The 20,546-nt window shown below is 64.4% G+C and carries 22 protein-coding genes; 10 read left to right on the top strand and 12 right to left on the bottom strand.

Features of this window, described 5'->3' with window-relative positions:
- Positions 1 to 19: 19 nt before the first annotated feature.
- Together XH96_RS28600 and XH96_RS28595 are read left to right on the top strand one after the other, a co-directional pair.
- Entirely contained in the window at positions 20 to 1,087 is a 1,068-nt protein-coding gene (locus tag XH96_RS28600; protein WP_194388871.1) for an alcohol dehydrogenase, read from the top strand.
- A gap of 107 nt (positions 1,088 to 1,194) precedes the next feature.
- Positions 1,195 to 2,274 (top strand): isocitrate/isopropylmalate dehydrogenase family protein, encoded by a 1,080-nt coding sequence (locus XH96_RS28595; protein ID WP_194388870.1) that lies wholly within the window; start codon positions 1,195 to 1,197, stop codon positions 2,272 to 2,274.
- Between the two features lie 37 nt (positions 2,275 to 2,311).
- Here XH96_RS28595 and XH96_RS28590 read toward each other — a convergent pair whose 3' ends face one another.
- Entirely contained in the window at positions 2,312 to 2,593 is a 282-nt protein-coding gene (locus XH96_RS28590; RefSeq protein ID WP_194388869.1) for a hypothetical protein, read from the bottom strand.
- A 104-nt stretch (positions 2,594 to 2,697) separates the two neighbouring features.
- Complete coding sequence (locus XH96_RS28585) at positions 2,698 to 3,519, bottom strand: enoyl-CoA hydratase (RefSeq protein WP_194388868.1); 822 nt, start codon at positions 3,517 to 3,519, stop codon at positions 2,698 to 2,700.
- On the opposite strand from XH96_RS28585, the gene XH96_RS28580 reads away from it, so the two are divergent.
- A complete protein-coding gene (locus XH96_RS28580) occupies positions 3,500 to 3,847 on the top strand; it encodes a hypothetical protein (RefSeq protein ID WP_194388867.1) in 348 nt (115 codons plus the stop codon). The two genes, XH96_RS28585 and XH96_RS28580, sit on opposite strands and share 20 nt — an antisense overlap.
- On the opposite strand, the gene XH96_RS28575 is transcribed toward XH96_RS28580, so the two are convergent.
- Both XH96_RS28575 and XH96_RS28570 read right to left on the bottom strand, forming a co-directional pair.
- Entirely contained in the window at positions 3,802 to 4,173 is a 372-nt protein-coding gene (locus XH96_RS28575; RefSeq protein ID WP_020608151.1) for a helix-turn-helix domain-containing protein, read from the bottom strand. The two genes, XH96_RS28580 and XH96_RS28575, sit on opposite strands and share 46 nt — an antisense overlap.
- Positions 4,174 to 4,202: 29 nt before the next feature.
- Positions 4,203 to 5,252, bottom strand: coding sequence for a LysR family transcriptional regulator (locus tag XH96_RS28570; RefSeq protein WP_194388866.1), 1,050 nt, complete (start codon positions 5,250 to 5,252; stop codon positions 4,203 to 4,205).
- Positions 5,253 to 5,735: 483 nt separating this feature from the next.
- Here XH96_RS28570 and XH96_RS28565 point away from each other — a divergent pair, with 483 nt between their 5' ends.
- The 4 genes from XH96_RS28565 (at position 5,736) to XH96_RS28550 (ending at position 9,160) form a co-directional block, all read left to right on the top strand.
- Positions 5,736 to 6,002, top strand: coding sequence for a hypothetical protein (locus XH96_RS28565; RefSeq protein WP_194388865.1), 267 nt, complete (start codon positions 5,736 to 5,738; stop codon positions 6,000 to 6,002).
- 208 nt (positions 6,003 to 6,210) lie between these two features.
- Positions 6,211 to 6,942 carry a cytochrome c biogenesis CcdA family protein gene (locus XH96_RS28560; RefSeq protein ID WP_194388864.1) on the top strand — a complete coding sequence of 244 codons (732 nt, stop codon included), beginning with the start codon at positions 6,211 to 6,213 and terminating at the stop codon, positions 6,940 to 6,942.
- A 141-nt stretch (positions 6,943 to 7,083) separates the two neighbouring features.
- Positions 7,084 to 7,356: a hypothetical protein gene (locus tag XH96_RS28555; protein WP_194388862.1), complete on the top strand. Its 273-nt coding sequence runs from the start codon at positions 7,084 to 7,086 to the stop codon at positions 7,354 to 7,356.
- Between the two features lie 259 nt (positions 7,357 to 7,615).
- On the top strand, positions 7,616 to 9,160 hold the full coding sequence (locus XH96_RS28550) for a heme peroxidase family protein (RefSeq protein ID WP_194388860.1): 1,545 nt from the start codon (positions 7,616 to 7,618) through the stop codon (positions 9,158 to 9,160).
- A gap of 117 nt (positions 9,161 to 9,277) precedes the next feature.
- On the opposite strand, the gene XH96_RS28545 is transcribed toward XH96_RS28550, so the two are convergent.
- The 7 genes from XH96_RS28545 to XH96_RS28515 form a co-directional block, all read right to left on the bottom strand.
- A complete protein-coding gene (locus XH96_RS28545) occupies positions 9,278 to 10,333 on the bottom strand; it encodes an ABC transporter substrate-binding protein (protein WP_194388858.1) in 1,056 nt (351 codons plus the stop codon).
- 4 nt (positions 10,334 to 10,337) lie between these two features.
- Positions 10,338 to 10,670, bottom strand: coding sequence for a hypothetical protein (locus XH96_RS28540; RefSeq protein WP_194388857.1), 333 nt, complete (start codon positions 10,668 to 10,670; stop codon positions 10,338 to 10,340).
- Positions 10,667 to 11,425: an ABC transporter ATP-binding protein gene (locus XH96_RS28535; protein ID WP_124159510.1), complete on the bottom strand. Its 759-nt coding sequence runs from the start codon at positions 11,423 to 11,425 to the stop codon at positions 10,667 to 10,669. Before XH96_RS28535 ends, XH96_RS28540 begins: the two co-directional genes overlap by 4 nt.
- Positions 11,422 to 12,228, bottom strand: a complete 807-nt coding sequence (locus XH96_RS28530; protein ID WP_080659888.1) for an ABC transporter permease — start codon at positions 12,226 to 12,228, stop codon at positions 11,422 to 11,424. Before XH96_RS28530 ends, XH96_RS28535 begins: the two co-directional genes overlap by 4 nt.
- Positions 12,225 to 13,046, bottom strand: coding sequence for an ABC transporter permease (locus XH96_RS28525; RefSeq protein ID WP_246789770.1), 822 nt, complete (start codon positions 13,044 to 13,046; stop codon positions 12,225 to 12,227). The genes XH96_RS28530 and XH96_RS28525 overlap by 4 nt, the downstream gene beginning before the upstream one ends.
- 149 nt (positions 13,047 to 13,195) lie before the next feature.
- Positions 13,196 to 14,017 (bottom strand): FadR/GntR family transcriptional regulator, encoded by an 822-nt coding sequence (locus XH96_RS28520; RefSeq protein ID WP_194388855.1) that lies wholly within the window; start codon positions 14,015 to 14,017, stop codon positions 13,196 to 13,198.
- Positions 14,018 to 14,188: 171 nt separating this feature from the next.
- The gene (locus XH96_RS28515) at positions 14,189 to 15,646 is read right to left on the bottom strand and encodes a sensor histidine kinase (RefSeq protein ID WP_194394293.1); all 1,458 of its coding nucleotides are present in this window, start codon (positions 15,644 to 15,646) and stop codon (positions 14,189 to 14,191) included.
- 379 nt (positions 15,647 to 16,025) lie between these two features.
- On the opposite strand from XH96_RS28515, the gene XH96_RS28510 reads away from it, so the two are divergent.
- The 3 genes from XH96_RS28510 to XH96_RS28500 all read left to right on the top strand — a co-directional run bounded on the left by XH96_RS28510 (position 16,026) and on the right by XH96_RS28500 (position 18,939).
- Positions 16,026 to 17,024 carry a TRAP transporter substrate-binding protein gene (locus tag XH96_RS28510; RefSeq protein ID WP_194388853.1) on the top strand — a complete coding sequence of 333 codons (999 nt, stop codon included), beginning with the start codon at positions 16,026 to 16,028 and terminating at the stop codon, positions 17,022 to 17,024.
- Between the two features lie 83 nt (positions 17,025 to 17,107).
- Complete coding sequence (locus XH96_RS28505) at positions 17,108 to 17,623, top strand: TRAP transporter small permease (RefSeq protein WP_194388851.1); 516 nt, start codon at positions 17,108 to 17,110, stop codon at positions 17,621 to 17,623.
- Positions 17,620 to 18,939: a TRAP transporter large permease gene (locus tag XH96_RS28500; protein ID WP_194388850.1), complete on the top strand. Its 1,320-nt coding sequence runs from the start codon at positions 17,620 to 17,622 to the stop codon at positions 18,937 to 18,939. Before XH96_RS28505 ends, XH96_RS28500 begins: the two co-directional genes overlap by 4 nt.
- Positions 18,940 to 19,201: 262 nt before the next feature.
- Here the strand turns inward: XH96_RS28500 and XH96_RS28495 are convergent, their stop codons facing one another.
- Positions 19,202 to 20,476 (bottom strand): serine hydrolase, encoded by a 1,275-nt coding sequence (locus tag XH96_RS28495; protein WP_194388848.1) that lies wholly within the window; start codon positions 20,474 to 20,476, stop codon positions 19,202 to 19,204.
- Positions 20,477 to 20,546 lie beyond the last annotated feature (70 nt).

The following is a 20,546-nucleotide window of genomic DNA, read 5'->3' as shown; positions in this document are numbered from 1 at the left end:
GCATTCCGGGAGGACGCCAATGAAGAGTTTCAAGGTTGCCGATTTCAAGGCGCCGCTGCAGGAGTTCGACGAGGCGACGCCGCAGCCATCGGGCACGCAGGTGCTGATCAAGGTGAAGGCCGCCGGCGTCTGCCACAGCGACCTCCACATCTGGGAAGGCGGTTACGATCTCGGCCATGGCCGCAAGCCGTTGTCACTGAAGGACCGCGGCATCAACCTGCCGCTCACGATGGGCCACGAGACGGTCGGCGAGATTCTGGCTTTCGGCCCCGATGTGAAGCCGACCGATCAGGGCGATCTCAAGCTCGGCGACGTCGGCCTGGTCTATCCCTGGATCGGCTGCGGCAAGTGCCCCACATGCCTTGCCGGTGACGAGAACATGTGCCTGACGCCGCGCTCGCTCGGCGTCTATTGCGATGGCGGCTATTCCGACCACATGCTGGTGCCGCATCCGCGCTACCTGCTCAACCTCCGGGGGCTCGATCCCGCGACGACCGCTCCTTATGCCTGCTCGGGCGTCACCACCTATAGCGCGCTGAAGAAGGTCGAGCAGTATTTCGACACGCCGATCGTGATGTTCGGTGCCGGCGGCCTCGGCCTGATGGCGCTATCGCTGCTCAAGGCCATGGGCGGCAAGGGCGCGATCATGGTCGATATCGACGCGAGGAAGCGCGAGGCGGCCGAGAAGGCCGGCGCGCTGGCGACCGTCGATCCCAAGGCGCCGGATGCGCTCGAGCAACTCGCCAAGAAGGCGGGCGGGCCGATCCGTGCCGTGATTGATCTGGTCGGCAATGCCGCGACGACGCAACTCGGTTTCGACTGCCTGACCAAGGGCGGCAAGCTCGTCATCGTCGGCCTGTTCGGCGGTGGTGCGACCTGGGCGCTGCCGCTGATACCGATCAAGGCGGTGACGATCCAGGGCAGCTACGTCGGCAATCTGCGCGAGACGCAGGAACTGCTCGAGCTCGTGCGAACCAAGAAGGTGCCGCCGATCCCGGTGACGCGGCAACCGCTAGCCAAGGCCAACGATGCGCTGCTGCAATTGCAGCAGGGCGCGGTGGTCGGGCGTACCGTGCTGACGCCGTAGCTTCTTCCGTCATTCCGGGGCGGTCCACAGGACCGAACCCGGAATCTCGAGATCCCGGGTTCGGCTCTTCGAGCCGCCCCGGGATGACGCATCCCTACAGGAATCCCATGTCCGCAAACAACGCCTTCCACATCGCCGTGCTCGCCGGTGACGGCATCGGTCCCGAAGTCATGGCGCCGGCGCTCGAGGTGCTGCGCAAGGTCGGCGAAAAATCCGGCCTGCGCTTCCGCTTCACCGAGGCGCCGGCCGGGGCCAACAATTATCTCGCCACCGGCAAGTCGATGCCGGACACCACGATCAGGCTGTGCGAGGAGGCGGATGCGATCCTGCTCGGGGCTTGCGGGCTGCCGTCGGTGCGCTATCCTGATAATACCGAGATCGCGCCGCAGATCGAGCTGCGCTTCATCTTCGATCTCTATGCCGGCGTGCGTCCGGCGCGGCTCATTCCGGGCGTGCCGAGCCCGATCGTCGGTGCCGACCGGCGTGGCATCGATCTCGTCGTCATCCGGGAATCGACCGAAGGCCTGTTCGCCTCGATGGGCAAGGGCGTCGTCACCCATGAGGACGCGCGCGAGACCCTGGTGATCACCCGCAAGACGTCCGAGCGCCTGTTCGAGTTCTCGTTCCGCCTCGCCGAGCGGCGCAAGGCGCGCGGCAAACCCGGTGCGCTCACCTGCGTCGACAAGGCGAACGTGTTCAAGGCGTTTGCCTTCTTCCGCGGCATCTTCGACGAGATCGCCAGGAAGCATCCCGAGGTGAAGACCGACCGTCTCTATGTCGATGCCTGCTCGGCGATGCTGGTGAAGCGTCCCTGGGATTTCGACGTGATGGTGATGGAGAACATGTTCGGCGACATCGTCTCCGACATCACCGCCAGCCTGATCGGTGGCCTCGGCATGGCGCCCTCGGCCGACATCGGCGACAAGTACGCGGTGTTCCAGCCGTGCCACGGCACCGCGCCTGACATCATGGGACAGGGCAAGGCCAATCCGACCGGCATGATCTTGTCTGCGGCGATGATGCTGGACTGGCTCGCCGACAAGCACGGCATCGAGAGCGCGGCCGAGGCGGGCGAGACCATCGAGCGCGCGGTGGACCAGGTCTATGCCGGCGGCATCAAGCCGATGGAGTTCGGCGGCAGCAACGGCACGGCGGAAATTACGAAGGCCGTGCTGGGGGCACTGTAATCAAGGAAAAAGGGGGCCCGCGGGCCCCCCCGTCGTTTTACCAGCGGCGCCAGTGATGGTGATGACGCCAGCCCCACGGGCGCGGGCCGTAGAAGCGCGGGCCGCCGTAATAGCCGTAGGCGCGATAATAGTTCGGGCGCCACCAGCAGCGGCCCCAGGGGTTACACACCCAACGCACCTGCTCGACGTCGGCGGACGGACCGCTTGCAATCTTGTCCGCCTGCGGGATGCCGTTGGGCATTGCCGCGAGGGCCGGTCCCGACGCGAGGGCCACACCGCCGACGGCAGCCAGACCAAGAACAGCAGATTTCAGTGTCATCGTAATCTCCCTCGTTGGTGGCGGGAGAACTTTCGCGACATCAAGTGGTTGCGGTTGCGTAAAGTTGCACGAGGAATTTAATCTACCTGAACGCCGGTTCAGCTTCAGCGACCCCGGAACTGCGGCTTGCGCTTCTCCATGAAGGCCTGCCGGCCCTCGCGGAAATCCTCCGAGTCCATGCAGGCGTTGCCGATCGCCTTGATCGCCTCCATGTCGCGCGCGCTTTCGTCCTTCAGCACCTGCGCGATGGTGATCTTGGCGGCCTTGATCGCGAGCGGGGCGTTTTGCGCGATCGTCGCGGCGATCGTCATGGTCTCGCCCCAGAGCTCGTCCGTCGGGAACAGGCGCTCGACGAGACCGATGCGCAGCGCCTCGGCGGAATCGATCCGCATGCCCGTGTACATCAGAAGCCGCGCCCAGGCTGGGCCGACCAGCGACACCAGATGCCGCAAGCCGTCATAGCCGTAGGCGATGCCGAGCCTGGCTGCGGGAATGCCGAACTGGCTGCCGTGCGAGGCGAGGCGGATGTCGGCGAGCATCGCGACCTGCATGCCGCCGCCAAGGCAATAGCCGTCGATGCAGGCGATGGTCGGCTTGGGATAGTCGGCGAGCAGCGCGCGCTGGGCGGCGCTGCGCCTGGCGTACTCCTCCGACGCCGCTGCATTGTGCCGGACCTTCTCGAACTGGCTGATGTCGGCGCCCGAGACGAACGCCTTGCCGCCGGCGCCGCGCAGGATCACGACGCGCACGGTGTCGTCGTCGCGCAGGGCCGCCAGCGCCTCGCCAAATCCCTCCCACATCTCCAGCGACATCGCATTGCGCTTGTCGGGATTGTTGAAGGTGACCACGCCGACACCATCGGCCGAGTGCTTGACGATCTTGCCGTCGGCGTAAGGAGTTCCGGTCGTGCTGGAAATGTCGGGCATCGCGCGCTCGCTTGTCGGTGGCCGAGCGCAATGTGCGGCGTCGCCGCTGCCGTGGTCAACCGGCGCAGGGGAGGAGAGCTTGCATCCGCCTGTGCTGGGATTGCATGGCGCAAAGTCCGACGAATGGCGGCAAACCACCAAAGGGCGGCCGGGCCGCCCAAAACGGGCCGCGCGCATGCGCGCGGGCACAGAGATATCCCGTCGGATCTCGTCCAATCCGGCCGCGCATCTGCGGCGCGGCGGATTGAACATCGGCCGTAAAGGCCAGGCCGACGATCGGCCTCAGCTCTCGTTCGCCGCGATCGATTCCATCAGCGAGACGAGCTGACGCTGCACCGTCTGGTCCTTGATCTTGCTGTAGGCGCGCAGCAGGCGAAGGCTGAAGGCGGAGTCGAGGAAGAGCAGGCTCTCGACCTCGCGGGCCTTGTTGTCGCCGTCGTAGAAGAAGGTCACGGGCACATCGAGGGCGGAGGCGATCTGCTGAAGCCGAGCCGCGCCGACGCGATTGACGCCCTTCTCGTACTTCTGAACCTGCTGGAAGCTGACACCCAGCTTCTCGCCGAGCTCGGCCTGCGAGATCTTCATCTCGACGCGCCGCAGACGGATCCGCTTGCCAAGCTCGATGTCCGGCTTGCCGGCACTGCGCTGCTTCATTCTTTTGGCCGCTGCTTTCATCTCTGTTCTCACCTTTGTTCTTCGGTTGAAAATCCCCCGAAGAGCTGGGTCAGGGGTTCGCCCATATACGAGTCCTTGAATTCATGCGGGTGCACGAACTCTTCCTTAAACCACGGGAAGCGAGCCGGATTGAAAGCGTCGATCAGCCAGTCAATCATGTGCCGCACGCGGGGAATGCGGCCGCTACCGGGATGGTAGGACAGCCAGATATCCAGCGGTCGGTTCAGCTCGACCTCCAGTGGAATCAACTTCCCGCCAAGCGCAATGGCATAGCTCGGGAATACGCCTATGCCGGCGCCATTCGCGACCGCCCAGTAGTTGGCGCTTGAGACGTTGGTCTTCATGACCAGGAGGTCGCGCTCCGAAACGCCGGGGAAGAAGCCCTCGAATGTCTCCTTGGCGGCAAGCTGGTCGGCGAATTGCAGCACCAGGCGGTGCTTGATCAATTCCGCCGCCGAGCGCGGCGCGCCATGCTTTGCGATGTATTTCTCGGAGGCCCAGAACATCAGGTGCATGCGGCCGAGCCGCACCAGCTTGACGTCGAGCGCAGAGGGACGCGACAGATGGATGGCGACGTCGGCCTCGTGGCGGGAGACGTCGGCCGAGCGCATCGCGCAATGCAGGTCGACCAGGATCTTCGGATAGGCCTGCTGGAATTCGACCAGCCGCGGGGCGAGCCAGAACGTCCCGAGGCCTTCGGTGACGGCGACGCGGACCTCGCCGGACAGGACGTTGGCGGTCGAATCGCTGGTCCGCAGCACGTCGAAGGCCGCGGCCTCCATGCGCTCGACGGCGGAGACTACCATCGCACCTTCGTCGGTCAGATGGGTGCCGTGAACGTCGCGGGTGAACAGGGTGGTGCCGGTCTGACGCTCGAAATCATCGATCCGGCGGCGGACCGCGTTGATCGACAGCGACAGGCGTTCGGCCGCCGAGCGGAAACTTCCGCATCGGACGACTTCCAGGAAAATGCGGGCCGCATCCCAATCGGAGAGGCCGCTGATATTTGTCTTTGGGCGTTCTTCCAGCGGAACGCCCCTTTCCGCCAAGGAGTGCATACAATTCCCTTTGGGTAGCTAAACTGGCAGAATCTGACGCAAACCACAACCACGACGGGTTGGGGAATGACGAGTTTTGAACGTCATCCTTATCAACTTGTGGGCGGTATTTGGGTGCTGTCTTGGGGTGGGATGGGGCAGGCTATCGCCCGGCTGAGGGGTATCTGGCGTGAGTTCCGTTGCGAGCCGTGAAATGGCTGCGGGATTGCCGGCGCTGTCCGTGATGGAACTTCATGCGCGAAGGCAGATGCCGTCTCACGCGATGGATCGATCGCATCGCGCAAGACGTTTGCTCCCGGACCAGTTTGGCGATCGCCAATGCTGCTGCGGGGCGACTGCGGCCGGAACCACGGTCTCACGGCAGAAACACGCTGAAATCAGGTTCGGAGGCGCAGTAGCCTCGTGCTATCTTTGGTCGTCCATGCGGGCCAAGGGGGGCGCCACAGATACGTCTCGCAGGCCGAGTTAACGGAAAGAACGCAAGTGTCGCATTCAGACGAACAGTTGCAGTTGGTGCTGGGAACGCTCGAGGAGTGCCGCAGGGCTCTCAACGAGTGCAACAACCGCGAGTCGGCCGAGATGCTGTCCATTGTCATCCTCGACGTGCGGATGAAGCTGAAAGGAATTGACAGTGCCGACCTCAAGGCGCTGTGCGACGAAATGCTGCGGAGCGCTGCGAGCGAGCCGCCGACCCCTTCCAAGCAGACGCAGGACCAGCCCCGGCGTCCGCTGCTCCGCGTGGTGAAGTAGCCGCGCCGCCGAATCTCGCTTTTTGGCGAGGTTTGTGCGCGTCCCGATGCCGCATCTGTGATCACGGATGGCATCGGGAGGAGCCCTGGTTTTCGTGCGCCTCTGTTGCGCATTCTCAGCCATCGGCTACACCAGAGCCGGTTCGGCTCCGGGCCGGGTGCATTTTTTTGCGCGCCGTACCGGTGCCTGAGATGGCTTCGACTGCATCATGCAAAATGTTTCGATCCCGGCGGCGCTGATTGCCGGCCTCGTCAGCTTCCTCTCGCCTTGCGTCCTGCCTCTGGTTCCGCCCTATCTGGTCTACCTGACGGGCGCCACGATCGAGCATGTCGAAAGCGACGAGCCGGTCGCGGCCTCCAAGCGCGCGATCTTGATGTCGGCGCTTCTGTTCGTGCTCGGCTTTTCCACGGTGTTCGTGGCGCTCGGGGCCAGCGCTTCGCTGGTCGGCGGGCTGATCCGCGCCTGGTCGGCGGAGCTGTCGATTCTCGCCGGCATCGTCATCATCGCCATGGGCCTGCATTTCCTCGGCCTGACGCGCATCGGCCTCCTGATGCGCGAGGGACGGCTGCCGATCCCCAAGCCGGTCGGCCTCTGGGGCGCCTATATCATGGGCCTCGCTTTCGCCTTCGGCTGGACGCCCTGTATCGGCCCGATCCTTGCCGCGATCCTCTCGATCGCCGCAGCCGAAGCCACGGTGACGAAGGGCGCCGGCCTGCTGGCGGTCTATTCCGCGGGCCTCGGCATTCCCTTTCTGATCGCCGCGCTGATGATCGAACAGTTCTCCGCGCTGTTCGCGCGCATGAAGGGCCACCTCGTCAATGTCGAGCGCGCCATGGGCGTCTTGATGGTGATCACCGGCATCGGCTTTCTCACCGGCGCGGTCTCGAATGTGAGCATCTGGCTGCTCGAGACATTTCCGGCGCTGCAGACGATCGGTTAGGGCACGGAGACCGGGTTTTCACGGACAAAAAAGTAGAGGAACCGTCGAAATCCGTCAGGCATGCTGTCACGGAACGACGATGCCAAACCTTTCCAGTCCCGAGGCGTTGCATTAGGGGACAACTCGTATGGTGGAGATCACGTGACCAAGACACTGCGCATAGAACCCTTGTCGGACAACGCTGCTCTGGTTGCCTGGCAATTTCTGGGGCAGCCGTTGCAGGAGTGGCCGAGCTGGGTTCAGTCGAATTGCTCGCTGCAGAAGGATGCCGATGGAAAATTCGAGCTTCGGCACGAGCGGCGCAGCGGCACCCAGATCGTCTATCTCGGCGAGTGGCTGGTAAGAGATCTCGATGGCGGCGTGGACTTCTACACGGACGCCGAGATCTGGTCGCGGTTCGCAGCCAAACGCTGACGCGCGAAGAAGATTGAGCGCTCACGTCGATCGCGCCTTAGTCTCTTCTGCTTGAACTCCAGCCGATCAAAAGCCTGTGTCGTCGGTGGGGCAAAAAGCCTCGCGGGCAGGCTCACTCGCAGCATACAATCTGTGGTAATATTTCGTTGTACTGCACCCTGAGGGGCAATTCTTCTGAACATATACTGAAACGAGAATTTTAGACCAAGCGACATCTTCGGAGCCCCTCTCCCTTAAGCATTCTGAGCAGGAGCAAGCGATGGGAACCGACGTCAATGTTCATCCCGGTCATGGCAAGGCCGGACGTCAACCGACGCGACAATTTCTGGATACGCTTACCGGACACGACGATCCGGGCATGTTTGGCCGGATGTTTCCGACCCTGGAGCCGCTGGCTGTCGACGACGGTCCGCTGCGTGAGCTCGCCGACGCGATGAAGGATGCCGCCCCCGGCGACGCCGCGGGAAACAATCTCAAAGTTCCGGCCGGCTTCACCTATCTCGGGCAATTCGTCGACCATGACATCACGCTCGATCTGACCTCCTTCGGCGAGAAGGAAGCCGACCCGACGGCGGTCACGAATTTTCGCACGCCCGCACTGGATCTCGACAGCATCTACGGTCTCGGTCCCGACGGGAGCCGCCATCTGTACGCGCGCAATTCGGCGAGCGACAGCGGCAAGACGCCGGGACCCAAGCTCCTGATTGGCAAGACCGTCAACGTCGATACCATCACGGGAGATCATCGCAACGACCTGCCGCGCAATCCCGAAGGGTTCGCCCTCATCGGCGATCACCGCAACGACGAGAACCTGGTCGTCGCGCAAACCCACCTTGCGATGCTGAAGTTTCACAACAAGGTCTGCGATCAGCTCGCGGCGTCGGGCAAGCCGGCGGGCGAGATCTTCGAGGAAGCGCGCCGGATCGTGACCTGGCACTATCAATGGATGGTCCTGCACGATTTCGTCGAGCGGATCACCGAGAAGGGGATCGTCGCGAAGATTCTCGAGCAGGGGCGGCGTTTCTACCGCTTCAAGAAGACGCCCTACATGCCCGTCGAGTTTTCAGGCGCCGTCTACCGTCTCGGGCACAGCATGGTCCGCCAGGTCTATAGTCACAACAGGATCTTCACGCCGGGCGGACTCACTCCGGCGACGCTCGACCTGCTGTTCAGGTTCACCGGGCTTTCGGGAGGAATCATCGGCGACCTGGCGCCGAGCCCGATAACGCCGCCGCTCCCGCTTCCGGTGCTTTCGAGCAACTGGATCATCGACTGGCGGCGCTACTTCCAAGTGCTGCCGAACAATCCTGCGGGCGTGACGCTCAATCCCTCGCGCAAGATCGATCCGTTCGTCGTGCCGCAACTCCACACCCTGCCCGGCGACGGCGGCAGCCTGCCGTTCCGCAACCTCAAGCGCGGCGTGTTGCTGGGATTGCCGTCAGGGCAGGACGTCGCCAAGGCCATGAAGATCAAGAACCCACTGTCTCCGGAAGAAATCTCGAAGGGCACCGACGGTGCTGTGGCGAAGAAGCATGGCCTGCACCAGCATACCCCGCTCTGGTACTACATTCTCAAGGAGGCGGAGCAGCGGGGCGGCGGTGAACGGCTCGGGCCGGTCGGCGCGACGCTGCTCGCCGAGGTCTTCGTCGGCCTCGTCCATGGCGATCACCAGTCGTACCTTTGGCTCAAGGGCAAGACCTGGAAGCCGACGCTTCCATCGCAAGTGCCGGGCGAATTCACGATGGCCGATCTCTTGCGTTTCGTCGGGGATATCAGCCCGATCGACGGCATTACGACGGTCTAGACCAGTCGCCCGGCGATTGCCGATTGCATAAATGAAACCGGGCCTGGAGACAGTCCCGGCATTGCGATCAGTTAGGCCGGCGCGCATCGCGCGCCGGCCTCGACGTGTGCAGCAGGCTTAAGGCTTGAACACATAGCCCGGCGTGATTGCTGCAGCCTCCGGAATCGGCGGCAGGTCGGCGAACAGTTCGGGACGATCCTTCATGACCTTGAGAATGTGCTTCGGCTCGATATGGGCATTGACGTCGAAGGTCGATTTGAGGATGCCGAGCCGGGCGAGCCGGTCCTCGGCGCTCCACAACGCGCGGTAGTTGTTCGCCGACAGCCGACGGTCCGCCTGCTGGATGTTGAACTGCATCGCAGTCTCCGCGACCTCCTGCTTCAGACCCGGAATCCAGCGCGTGGCGACTTGCGCCGCCAGCTTCGGGTTCTTGCGCATCCATTGGTCGGCCTCGGAGACGGCTGCGAGGAATTTCTCGATGGTCTCGCCATTGGCCTGCACCCAGGGGCGAAGCGCGACGTTGAAGCCGATATAGGAGATCACGTCGCCGCCGCGGATGATCTCGACCGCGCCCGGCACATCCTTGCCGGCAACGATCGGCCAGGGGTCCCAGCCCGAGAACGCATCGATGCCCTTGGCCAGCAGGGCGACGGTCATGTCCGGCGGCGGCGTGTTGACCAGCGTCACGTCGTCGGGCTTCAGCCCTGCCTTCTCCAGCGTCGCCAGGATGTAGAGATGGTTGATCGTGCCGAAGGACGCCGCGATCTTCTTGCCCTTCAGCCTCGACAGGTCGCCCTTGACGATGCCTGAACCTTCGCGCGCGATGATCGCCATCGTCGCGTCGGAACCGGCCTTGGTGGCGTTGCCGCTGTAATTGCCGAGCGCGACGAGGTCCATGCCGCGCAGCACGGCGCCGATCATGGGCACGCCGACCTGCACGATCTCGCTTTCGCCGGCCTGCAGCGCGTTGAGCGCATCGACGCCGGTCGCGTAGGGGCGTGCGATCGTGACGTCGAGCCCGTACTTCTCGAAGAAGCCGCGCTCGAGCGCGATCGGCAGGCCGATCTGGTCGATGCCGGTGACCATGCCGGCCTTCACTTTCGTCAAGGTCTGGGCGCTCGCCGGCACCATGCCGGCCACAAGCGCGATCGCAAGCAGCAAGAGTCGTTTCATGTCCTCAGCCTCCCTCTTTTATCGGCCCCACCGCCGTCACCCAGTAAGGCCGGGCGACGGCGTTGAGGTCCGTTCTTTTGACACCGCGAAGTTCGATCGAGTGCTCGTCCGTGCCCGAGACGCGTCCGTATTGCTGGAACGCGAGCACGTGGAAGCGCTCCGGCATGAACGGCAGCTCGATCTGCACGTTGACCTTCTCCGATGTGCCGGTGAGCTCCGGCGAAATCTTTCCCGGCGCCGCGATCGTCAGCCAGAGCTGAAACAGCGCCCATGCGGCGATCGTGCCGAGCACGATGCGGCCCTTGGGCGAACGCAGGACCTCGGAGGCGATGCTCATGCTGCCCGCACCATCTGCAGCACGCGCGCCGAGAGCTGCTTGAAGCGATCGTCCTTGACGAGGTCGTCCCAGACCCGGGGTCGCGGCAGGTCGACCGCGATCTCGTCGAGCACGCGTCCCTTCGACAGCACGACCACGCGGTTGGCGAGAAACACCGCTTCCGGCACGTCGTGGGTGATGAAGATCACCGTCGGCTTGCGCTCCTGCCAGATGCGGGTCAGTTCCTCCTGGAGCGTCATGCGCGTCTGCGCGTCGACGCTGGCGAAGGGCTCGTCCATCAAGAGGACGTCGGGGTTGTTGGCGAGTGCGCGCACCACGCCGACCCGCTGCTGCATGCCGCCGGAGAGCTCGTTGGGATAGCGGTGCGCCGCGTGCGAGAGCCCGGCGAGCGCCAGATATTCGCGCGCGATGCGGTCGCGCTCGGCCTTCGGCACACCGCGCATCTTCGGGCCGAAGCCGACATTGTCGAGCACCGTCTTCCAGGGAAACAGCGCGAAAGACTGGAACACGACGCCACGCTCGGGGCCGGGCCCGTGCACCGGCTTGCCGTCGAGCAGGATGTCCCCCTTCGAATAGGGGATGAAGCCTGCGATCATGTTCAGGATCGTCGTCTTGCCGCAGCCGGAGGGGCCGACCACCGAGATGAATTCACCGGGCTCGACGTCGAGCGAGACGTCGTGGACGGCGGTGACATGCGCGCCCGCATAGGGATCGAAATAGGTCTTGCCGAGATTGCGCAGCGAGAGCGTCTTCATGATGTCACCAACCCCCAACGCTGGCCGGTCGCACGCTCGAGCGGCGCGAGGATCCAGGCGTCCACGATGTACCAGAGCAATCCGAGAATGATCATGCCGAGCAGGATCTCGACGGTCGAGCCGGCGCGGCGGGCGTCGAACATCATGAAGCCGATGCCCGAGGTTCCGACGATCATCTCGACTGCGATCAGCGCGCGCCAGCCATAGCCGAGCCCGTTGCGCAGGCCCGTGATGATGTTGGGCAGCGCGCCCGGCAGCGTCACCTCCCACAAAACGCGCGCGCGAGAGGCCCCGAGGCTCAAGGCGGCGCGCGAGAGGTCGCGCGGCACGGATTCGACGCCGAGCACGGTGTTGAGCACGACCGGGAACAGCACGGTGTAGACGATGACGAAGGTCATCGTCGTCAATCCGAAGCCGAACCAGATCAGGAGGATCGGCAGCCAGGCGATGTCGCCGATGGCCTGGAAGAACAGCAGCACCGGCCAGCAGATGCGGTGCGCCCAGCGGCTGGTGCCGATCAGGACCCCCAGGGGAATGCCGAGCGCCATGCCGACCGCGGCGCCGGTCGCGAGTCGGATCAGGCTGTCCTGGAGATAGTCGGGCAGGATGCCCTTGTAGGTGAGGGTGAAGAACGCGCGCATGACGTCGGCCGGGCCCGGAAAGAACGCGCGCGGAAACAAGCCGGCCTCGCTCACCGCGGTCCATAGCGCCAGCACCGGGATGAAGGGAATGATCGCGGCGAGCCCCGGCCAGCGCCGGGTCAGGCGCGTATAGCCGGCCCAGATTTGCAGCATCAGATTCATGCGCGCCTCACCATGCCCCAGCGTTCGATGGTCGCGCGTTCCAGCGGGACCAGCAGCAGGCGGTCGATCAGAAGCCAGAGCACGCCGATCACGATCATGCCGAACACGATCACCTCGGTGCGGTAGAAGTCGCGCGCGACGAACAGCATGTAGCCGAGCCCGACATTGGTCGCGATCATCTCGGCGGCGATCAGCCCGCGCCAGGCGAAGCCAAGGCCGGTCCGAATGCCGGTGACGATGTTGGGGAGCGCGCCCGGCAGCAGCACTTCGGTCAGCAGCGCCCAGCGGCCGGCGCCGAGCGAGGCGGCGGCGTTGCGCAGCGTGTGTGGAATGGTCCTGACGCCGAGCAGGGTGTTGTAGGCGACGACAAAGAACACGGCGTTGAAGATCACGAAGACGATCGCGCCGAAACCGTAGCCGAACCACAACGTTGCGATCGGAATCCAGGCAATGCCGGCGAGCACGGAGAAGAAGCGGAACAGCGGCGTCAGGAAGGCCGCAACCGTCGGGCTGACGCCCATGGCGATGCCGAGCGGCACGGCGGTTGCGATCCCGATCAGCGTGCCCAGGCCGACACGCAAGAGGCTCGCGCCGACATGGGTGAACAACGTGCCGTCGCGGATCGAGTCCAGCGCGGCCGCGCCGACCGCACCGACCGAGGGAAACACGCGCGGATTGACGTTGAACAGCGGTACGACGATGGCCCAGATCGCGACCAGCGCAAGCAGCGGCGCGACGAACATCGCGGCCCCCGCCAGCGAATTGACGCTGCGCATCAGCCGCGACGATCGTCCCTTCAGACTGCCCGTCACCTGCATTTGACCTCCCTGCGCTCAGCTATGCCTGTGCCGGCATTTCACGCTGATCTTCCCGCCATCGTAACCACGTCTCGCGCGATGGCCTATCTCCGTCGGTGTGCGAGCCTTACGATTTCCGGTGGAGCGAGGATCTGGGCAAGCCCTTCGTGTCACGGTCCATGGCGTTTTCTCTTGTTCTTGAGGTTCGTTTTCTTGGGCGAGCGCACGGCCGATCCGACCGCTTTACGGGTCGCGGCGGCGATGGCCGTCTTCCGGTTCGAGAGCTTCAATCGGGTATAGCCCAGCAGGCGTTCCATTGCGGCGCGCGCCTTCTCCGGGTTGCCGCTCTCGATGGCTCGCGCCGCCGCCGCGTGGTTCGGCAGATTATCCCTGAACCAGCCGCCGGTGCTGACGACGGCGACGGAGAAGACGGTGCTCAGGATGGTATCGATCGCGCCGCGAAAGCCCTGGAGGACCGGGTTGTGGGTCGCGTCCAGAATGGCGAGATGGAATGCCTTGTCAGCGGCGAGGGCGCTGGCTTGGTCCTTTGCACTCTGCATCGCGGCCAAGGCCGTGTCGATCCGCCAGCGGTCGTTCCTGGTGGCACGTTCGGCGGCGAGAGCTGCGGCTGCAGGTTCGATGATCGAGCGCACCTCCTGGATCGCCAGCAGGAGGTCGCGATCCGGCTCGTCCTGGCCGACGAGCCAGCTCAGCACGTCGCGGTCGAGCAGGCTCCATTCGTGGCGCGGCAGCACCTGCGTGCCGTGGCGCGGGCGCACGCTGACGAGGCCCTTGGCGGCGAGCGTCTTGATGGCCTCGCGCACCACGCCGCGCCCGACGCCGAAGCGGGCTTCGAGCTCCGGCTCCGGCGGCAGGGTCGTCCCGACGGGAATGAGATCCTGGGCGATCTCGCGGCCGAGCGTCGTCAGCACGGCGCGAATGCGGCCGGGCTTGACCAGTTTGTCGACGGGGCTCGGGCGCGCTCTTGCCACTCGTACGTTTCTCCCGTCCGGCCTGTCGCGGCCGGTTCATTTGTCTTGGCTGCCACGCCCGGCAGCTTCACAATCATCCGATGTTTAACATCGGATGATTGGGTGCGGGCAGGCGCAATTGTCGCAGCATGACCGTGCTGCGTTGCGATATGCGCTGGGGGAGGCCGTGGATCAGGGCGCCTCGTCCAGCGTGCAGATCACCGTGCAGACCACGCCGCGCGGCAGGAAATCGACGGTTGCCTCACCGTCGAGCTGGTCGCGCGCGCTGCGCTCGATCAGGCGCGAGCCGAAGCCGCGCTGCACCGGCGCCGTCACCGGCGGTCCGCCGGTCTCGGTCCATATCAGCCGCAGTCGCGGCTTCGGCGCATCAGCGATGACTTCCCAGTCCAGCGTCACCCGGCCGGTCTCGTTGGACAGCGCACCGTACTTCGCGGCGTTGGTGGCGATCTCGTGCACGATCATCGACAGCACCACGGCGAGCCGTGGCGACAGCGGCACCGTCGGGCCGGCCATGCGGATGCGGTCGGAATTGCTCATCAGGAACGGCTGAAGCGCGCGGGCGATGACGTCCCGGAGCTCGGAGCCCGCCCATTTCTCCTGGCTCAGGAGATTATGCGCCTCGGCCAGCGCGCCGAGCCGTCCCTCGAACTTGGTCCGCTCGTCCCGACTGGCGCTGCGGAAGGTCTGCACCGCGATCGCCTGCATCAGGGCCAGCGTGTTCTTGACGCGATGGTTGAGCTCCTCGATCAGCAGATCGTGCAGCATCTCGCCGCGTGCGATCGTGGTCGCCATCCTGACTGCAAAGGTGAGGCCGACCAGCAGCAGGATGCCGCCGATCAGGCTGGTGATCGCGATGTCGCGCCAGAGCGGCGCGATCAGCGAGCTCTCGCTGACGCCGGCCACGACCGTCCAGCCGGTCAGCTGTGATCGGGTGAAGGCGGAGGACAGCGCGACGCCGTCGAGCGAAACCGTTGAAAGCGCGGCCTCCGGTGTGTGGGACATCGCTTCGTAGAGTGCGCCGGAAGCCTGCTTGCCGAACGTCTCGGCAGGGTTGGGTGTACGCGCGAACACGCGCGCCTTGGTATCCAGCAGCGACACCGTCCATTGATCGTTTGGCCGCTGCTGCTCGACCAGTTTCTGGAATATCGCGATCGGCGGACTGAAGGAGAGCGCATAGGCCACTTCGCCATTGCGAAGCACGGGAACTTCCACGGTCACGATCGGCCGTTTCTCGGTCGAACCGACGAACAGGTCGGAATATTGCGGCGCCTTGCTTGCAAACACCCGCTCGACGATCTCCCGATTGTTGCGCGGCGGCAGGTTCGCTGCTTCCGTCGTCACGGTCGAAAACAGCTGCCGGCCGGATCTGTCGGCCAGCAGCAGGACGCTATCGCCGCCATACTGGCTCGTGAATTCGACCGCCAGCCGGCGGAAGCCGTCGAAATCGCCGCTTTGCAGGGAATCGCCGAGCGCGAGCACCTGCAAGCCGCCGGTCATCCGCTGCACCTCGGAGTCGAGCACGAGGCGCATGCTTCGCACGGTCTCCAGCACCCGGCGCGTTGCCTCGCTGCGATCCTGGCGATAGTTGGAATAGGCGAGGCCGACGGCAAAGACGATCAGCGGCAACATCGTTCCCGCGACCAGGAGGGCGAGCCGGACCGGCAGGGTGAGCTTTGACAAGCGTGGGCGTCCCGGTTCCAGCGCAGCGGCGCCGGATCATGATTTTGGGAGGACCATAAGGGCAGTACTTGCCCGGTGCCACGATTTTCACGGCCGGAGCGATCCCGCGAAAGACGCTGCGACGCAGTCTGGAGTGGCGTCAGATCATCGCGATCGCGGCAGTGCAGCAGACGGCACCGGCGGAGCTCCGCGACGAGGAGGACGTCCAGCCCAAGCGAAATGACTTCCGTCCCGCCGTAGTTTTTCATACGCTCCATGAATGCAAGCCGCATAACGGCTGCGCTCATGCCCCGGCGACAGGGACGGAGCCTCAAAGGGAGGGGAGACGATGAAGCGAAGGTCATTTCTCGCTGGTATCGGTGCGACCACTGCGGCGGCTGCGATCGGCATGCCGTCGATCCTCAGGGCGCAAGCCCCGATCGCGCTGAACGGCGCGGTCCAGTTCAATGACGACCATGCCTTCAACCGGGCGCTGATCCGGTTCGAGGAGCTGGTGAAGAAGTACTACGGCAAGCCCGTCAATTTCACCCTGCACAAGAACTCCTCGCTCGGCCTCGAGAAGCAGTATTTCGAGTACATGTCGCAGGGCAAGGCGGTCGATTACGGCATCGTTTCCCCAGCTCACATGTCGACCTTCGCCAAGGCGGCCCCGTTCATCGATGCGCCCTTCGTGTTCAAGGGCATCGATCACATGAACAAGGTGGTCGAAGCCAACATCCTGGCACCGATCGCCGACGAGGTCGCGGCCAAGGCCGAGGTCGTTCTGATCGGTTATGCCGGCGGCGGCATCCGCAACATCTTCGCCAACAAGCCACTCAAGAATCTTGCCGACCTCAAGGGGCTCAAGGTTCGCGTGCAGGGCGCTCCGATCTGGTCGAAGACCTTTGCGGCCGTCGGCATGAGCCCGACCGTGATCGCCTATAACGAAATCTACAACGCGATCCAGAACGGCGTGATCTCGGCCGGCGAGAACGAGGCGGCCGGCGTCGAGGCGATGAAGTTCTACGAGGTGGCCCCGCATCTCAACCTGACCCAGCACGCCGTATCGATCCGGCCGATCTGCTTCTCGGTGAAGACGCTGAAGACCTTGCCGAAGGATCTGCAAGACGCGATCATGAAGGCCGGCAAGGAGGCCGGCGACTACGGCCGCCAGCTGGAGTCGAGCGAAGAGGTCGTCAAGCTCGACACGCTCGAAAAGGCCGGCAAGCTCAAGCGCGTTCCCTTCGAGGAGCGCGACGCCATGAAGAAGCTCGCCGATCCCGTGATGGCTACCTACGCCAAGGAAATCGGCGCCGAGGGCATTTTCGAGAAGATCAACGTCGTCTGAGGTCGATTGATCCGCCGTCGGCATTCCGGGCAGGCCCCGCTTCCTGCCCGGACATGGCGGATGAGTCGCCGCACGGAGCTCCAATGTCCGAAATGCACGTCCCGTCCACACCGTCGCTGTGGCGCCGCATCACGGCGGCCTATGCGAAATTGCTGGAATTCCTGCTGGCCGCCTGCGTCGGCATTCTTGTTGTTCCGGTCACGCTGCAAATCATCTCACGCTATACGCCGTTCATTCCGTCCTACATCTGGACCGAGGAAATGGCGCGCTTCCTGTTCATCTGGACGATCATGATCGGGGCCATGGTCGGTGTGAGGGAGGCGCAGCATTTCGAGGTCGACGTGTGGCCCGACCTGTCGCGGCGGTCGGAGGCCGCGGTGCGGATCCTCGCGCGACTCGGCGTGCTGGCGCTGGCGCTGGTGTTCGTCACCGCCGGCATCGAGTTCACCCGTTTTGCCTGGAACAGAACGTCGGAATTGGCCGATCTGCCGCTCTGGCTGATCCATGTCGCCTGGCCGGTGGCCGGTCTGACGTGGATCGTCTTTGCGGGTGAACAGATCATCGATGAAATACGCGTTCTGGTCGGGGCACAGAGATGAGCGGCACCGTACTTTCTGCCGGACAGGCTGCGATGGTGCTGTTCGGGGCCTTCATCGGCCTGCTCATCGCGCGTGTGCCGGTCGCTTTCGCGCTCGGCCTTGCCTGCGTGCCGATCCTGCTGATCGAGCCGCGCCTGTCGCTGATGATGCTCGCGCAGGAGACCTTCAATGCGTACAATTCATTCATCCTGCTCGCGGTGCCGTTCTTCCTGCTGACGGCGAACCTGATGAGCATCGGCGGCATCACCGATCGCCTCGTGACGCTGTCGCGTTCGATGGTCGGGCACTGGCCGGGATCCCTGGCGCAGATCAACGTCGTGCTGTCGGTGTTCTTTGCCGGTATCTCGGGCTCCTCCACCGCCGATGCGGCGAGCCAGTCCAAGATCTTCATCGATGCGCAGAACAAGGAGGGCTACGACCTTTCGTTCTCCATCGCCATCACCGCGGTGTCGGCGGTGCTTGCAGTGATCATTCCGCCGTCGATCCTGATGATCGTGTGGGGTGGGCTGATCTCGACCTCGATTGCGGCGATGTATCTGGCCGGCATCGTGCCGGGCCTGCTGATCGCGGGCGCGCAGATGGTGACGGTGCACATCTATGCCGTGCGCCGGGGCTACCCCACCTATCCGAAATCGACCTGGGTCGAGATGGGATCCGCCATCTGGCGGTCGATACCGGCGCTGATGACGCCGTTCATCGTCGTCGGCGGCATTCTGCTCGGCTGGTTCACCGCGACCGAGTCCGCCTGCGTCGCGGTGCTCTATTCCGTGGCGCTCTCGACATTCTTCTACCGCGAGACGGGGCCACGCGAATTGTACAAGGCCTTGCTCGACACCGGGCGCCTTGCCGGCGTGGCGCTGTTTTGTGTCGGCACCGCAAGTGCGTTCGGCTGGCTGCTCGCCTATTACAAGATCCCGCAAGAGCTGCTGGCCAATGTCTCGACCTGGGGCATGGGCGCTGTTGCGGCCGGCTTCTTCATTTCCTTCTGCTTTCTGGTGGTGGGCTGCTTCCTCGACGCCATCCCGGCGATCATCATCGTCGGCACCGTGCTGGAGCCGCTCGCCAAGTCGGTCGATCTCCATCCGGTCCAGTTCGCGATCATTTCCATCGTATCGCTCGCCTTCGGACTGGTGACGCCACCCTACGGCCTGTGTCTGATGATCGCCTGCTCGATCGCCGGCGTGCGGCTGCGCTATGCCCTCAAGGACACGGTGATCATGCTGATCCCGATGCTGCTCGTGCTGGCGGCGGTCATCGTCTGGCCCAGCGTGTCGCTGTTCCTGCCGCGTCTGATCGTGCCGGAGATGCTGAAATGAGTGCCTGATAGGGGAAGCCCGCGGCCGGTAGGCTATCGCATCTGAGAGCTTTTCCCCGTGGCCATCCTTCGAGACGCCCGCTTTGGGCGGGCTCCTCAGGATGAGGACGGAGTGCTTGGGAGCAGTTTCAACGGGTACTGACGCTGATTAGCCTCATCCTGAGGAGGCGCGCGCAAGCGCCGTCTCGAAGGACGAGGCGTGCGTGCAGGCGCCGCAACGAGTCATATGCGATAGCCCTGCCGCGGTCGACGGCCGCGATTGGTTACAGATTGCTCTCGGTGATGGCGGCGTAGACCATGCTGCGCAGCTCGCGGCGGATCGGATAGGCGCTCGACGGCAGCACCTGCGTCATGAAGATCGTGATCAGCTCCTCGGCCGGATCGATCCAGAACGAGGTCGTGGCCGCGCCGCCCCAATTGTACTCGCCTGGGCTGCCGGCAATCAGCGTCTCCGCCGGGCGCATGGTGACGGCGAAGCCGAGGCCGAAGCCGATGCCGTTATAGGTGGCTTCGGAGAACAGCGAGCGCGACACCTCCGGCAGCGCGCGTCCGCCCGGGATGTGGTTGCTCGTCATCAGCGCCAGCGTCTTCGGCCCGATCAGCCTGACGCCGCCAACCGCCCCACCGTTGAGCAGCGCGCGGCAGAAGGTGAGATAATCGGCGACCGTGGAGCAGAGGCCGCCGCCTCCGGATACGAAGGAGGGCGGTGACAGGAACGAGCTCGTCGTCGGATCGTCCTGAAGAGTGAGGCCCTCGCGGCGTTGTCCGGCATGGAAGGTCATGCCGCCGCCGGGATCGGCGGAATAGCAGGCGGCGAAGCGATGCGCCTTCGACGCCGGCACGTGGAAATCGGTGTCGGTCATGCCAAGCGGATCGAGGATGCGTTGTTTCAGGAATTGCTCGAAAGGCATCCCCGAGATCTTGCCGACGAGGTAGCCGATCACGTCGGTTGAGACGGAGTAGTTCCAGGATTCGCCCGGCGAGAATTCGAGCGGGATCTTTGCCAGTCCCTCGATCATGGTCTGGAGCGTGCCTGACTTCTCGACCTCACCGATCTTCTCGCTGCGATAGGCGGCATCGACATTGGAGCGCTGCTGGAAGCCGTAGGTGAGGCCGGAGGTGTGGCGCAGCAGGTCGACGATCAGCATCGGCCGGGACGGCGGCCGGGTCAGGAAGGCCGGGTAGGTGCCGGCGACGAAGACGCCGAGATCCTTCCATTCCGGAATGTACTTGGCGACGGGCTCGTCGATCGCGACGAGGCCCTGCTCGACCAGCATCATGAAGGCGACGCTGGTGAGCGGCTTGGTCATGGAATAGATACGGTAGATCGTGTCGTCCTTCACTGGCGCCTTGCGCTCGACGTCGGCAAAGCCCTGGACCGAGCTGTGAGCGATCTTGCCGCGGCGGTAGACGAGAAGCTGGGTCCCCGGGAAGCGGCCGGCATCGATGTACCGGTTCTTCAGATGGGCATCGACGCGGTCGAGCGCGGCCTTGGACATGCCGACGGATTCGGGCGAGGCGGGGGTGGGGGCGAGCATCAGTTCCTCCGGGGCATTTTGTCGGAAAGTTGATACCGAAATGGCGGCCCCATTCCAAGTCGGTTGCGCT

The sequence above is a fragment of the Bradyrhizobium sp. CCBAU 51765 genome (genome assembly GCF_015291725.1).
GTDB lineage: Bacteria > Pseudomonadota > Alphaproteobacteria > Rhizobiales > Xanthobacteraceae > Bradyrhizobium > Bradyrhizobium liaoningense.
The sequence above is the reverse complement of the archived record's forward strand: the minus strand, read 5'-3'. Positions and strand labels throughout refer to the sequence as shown.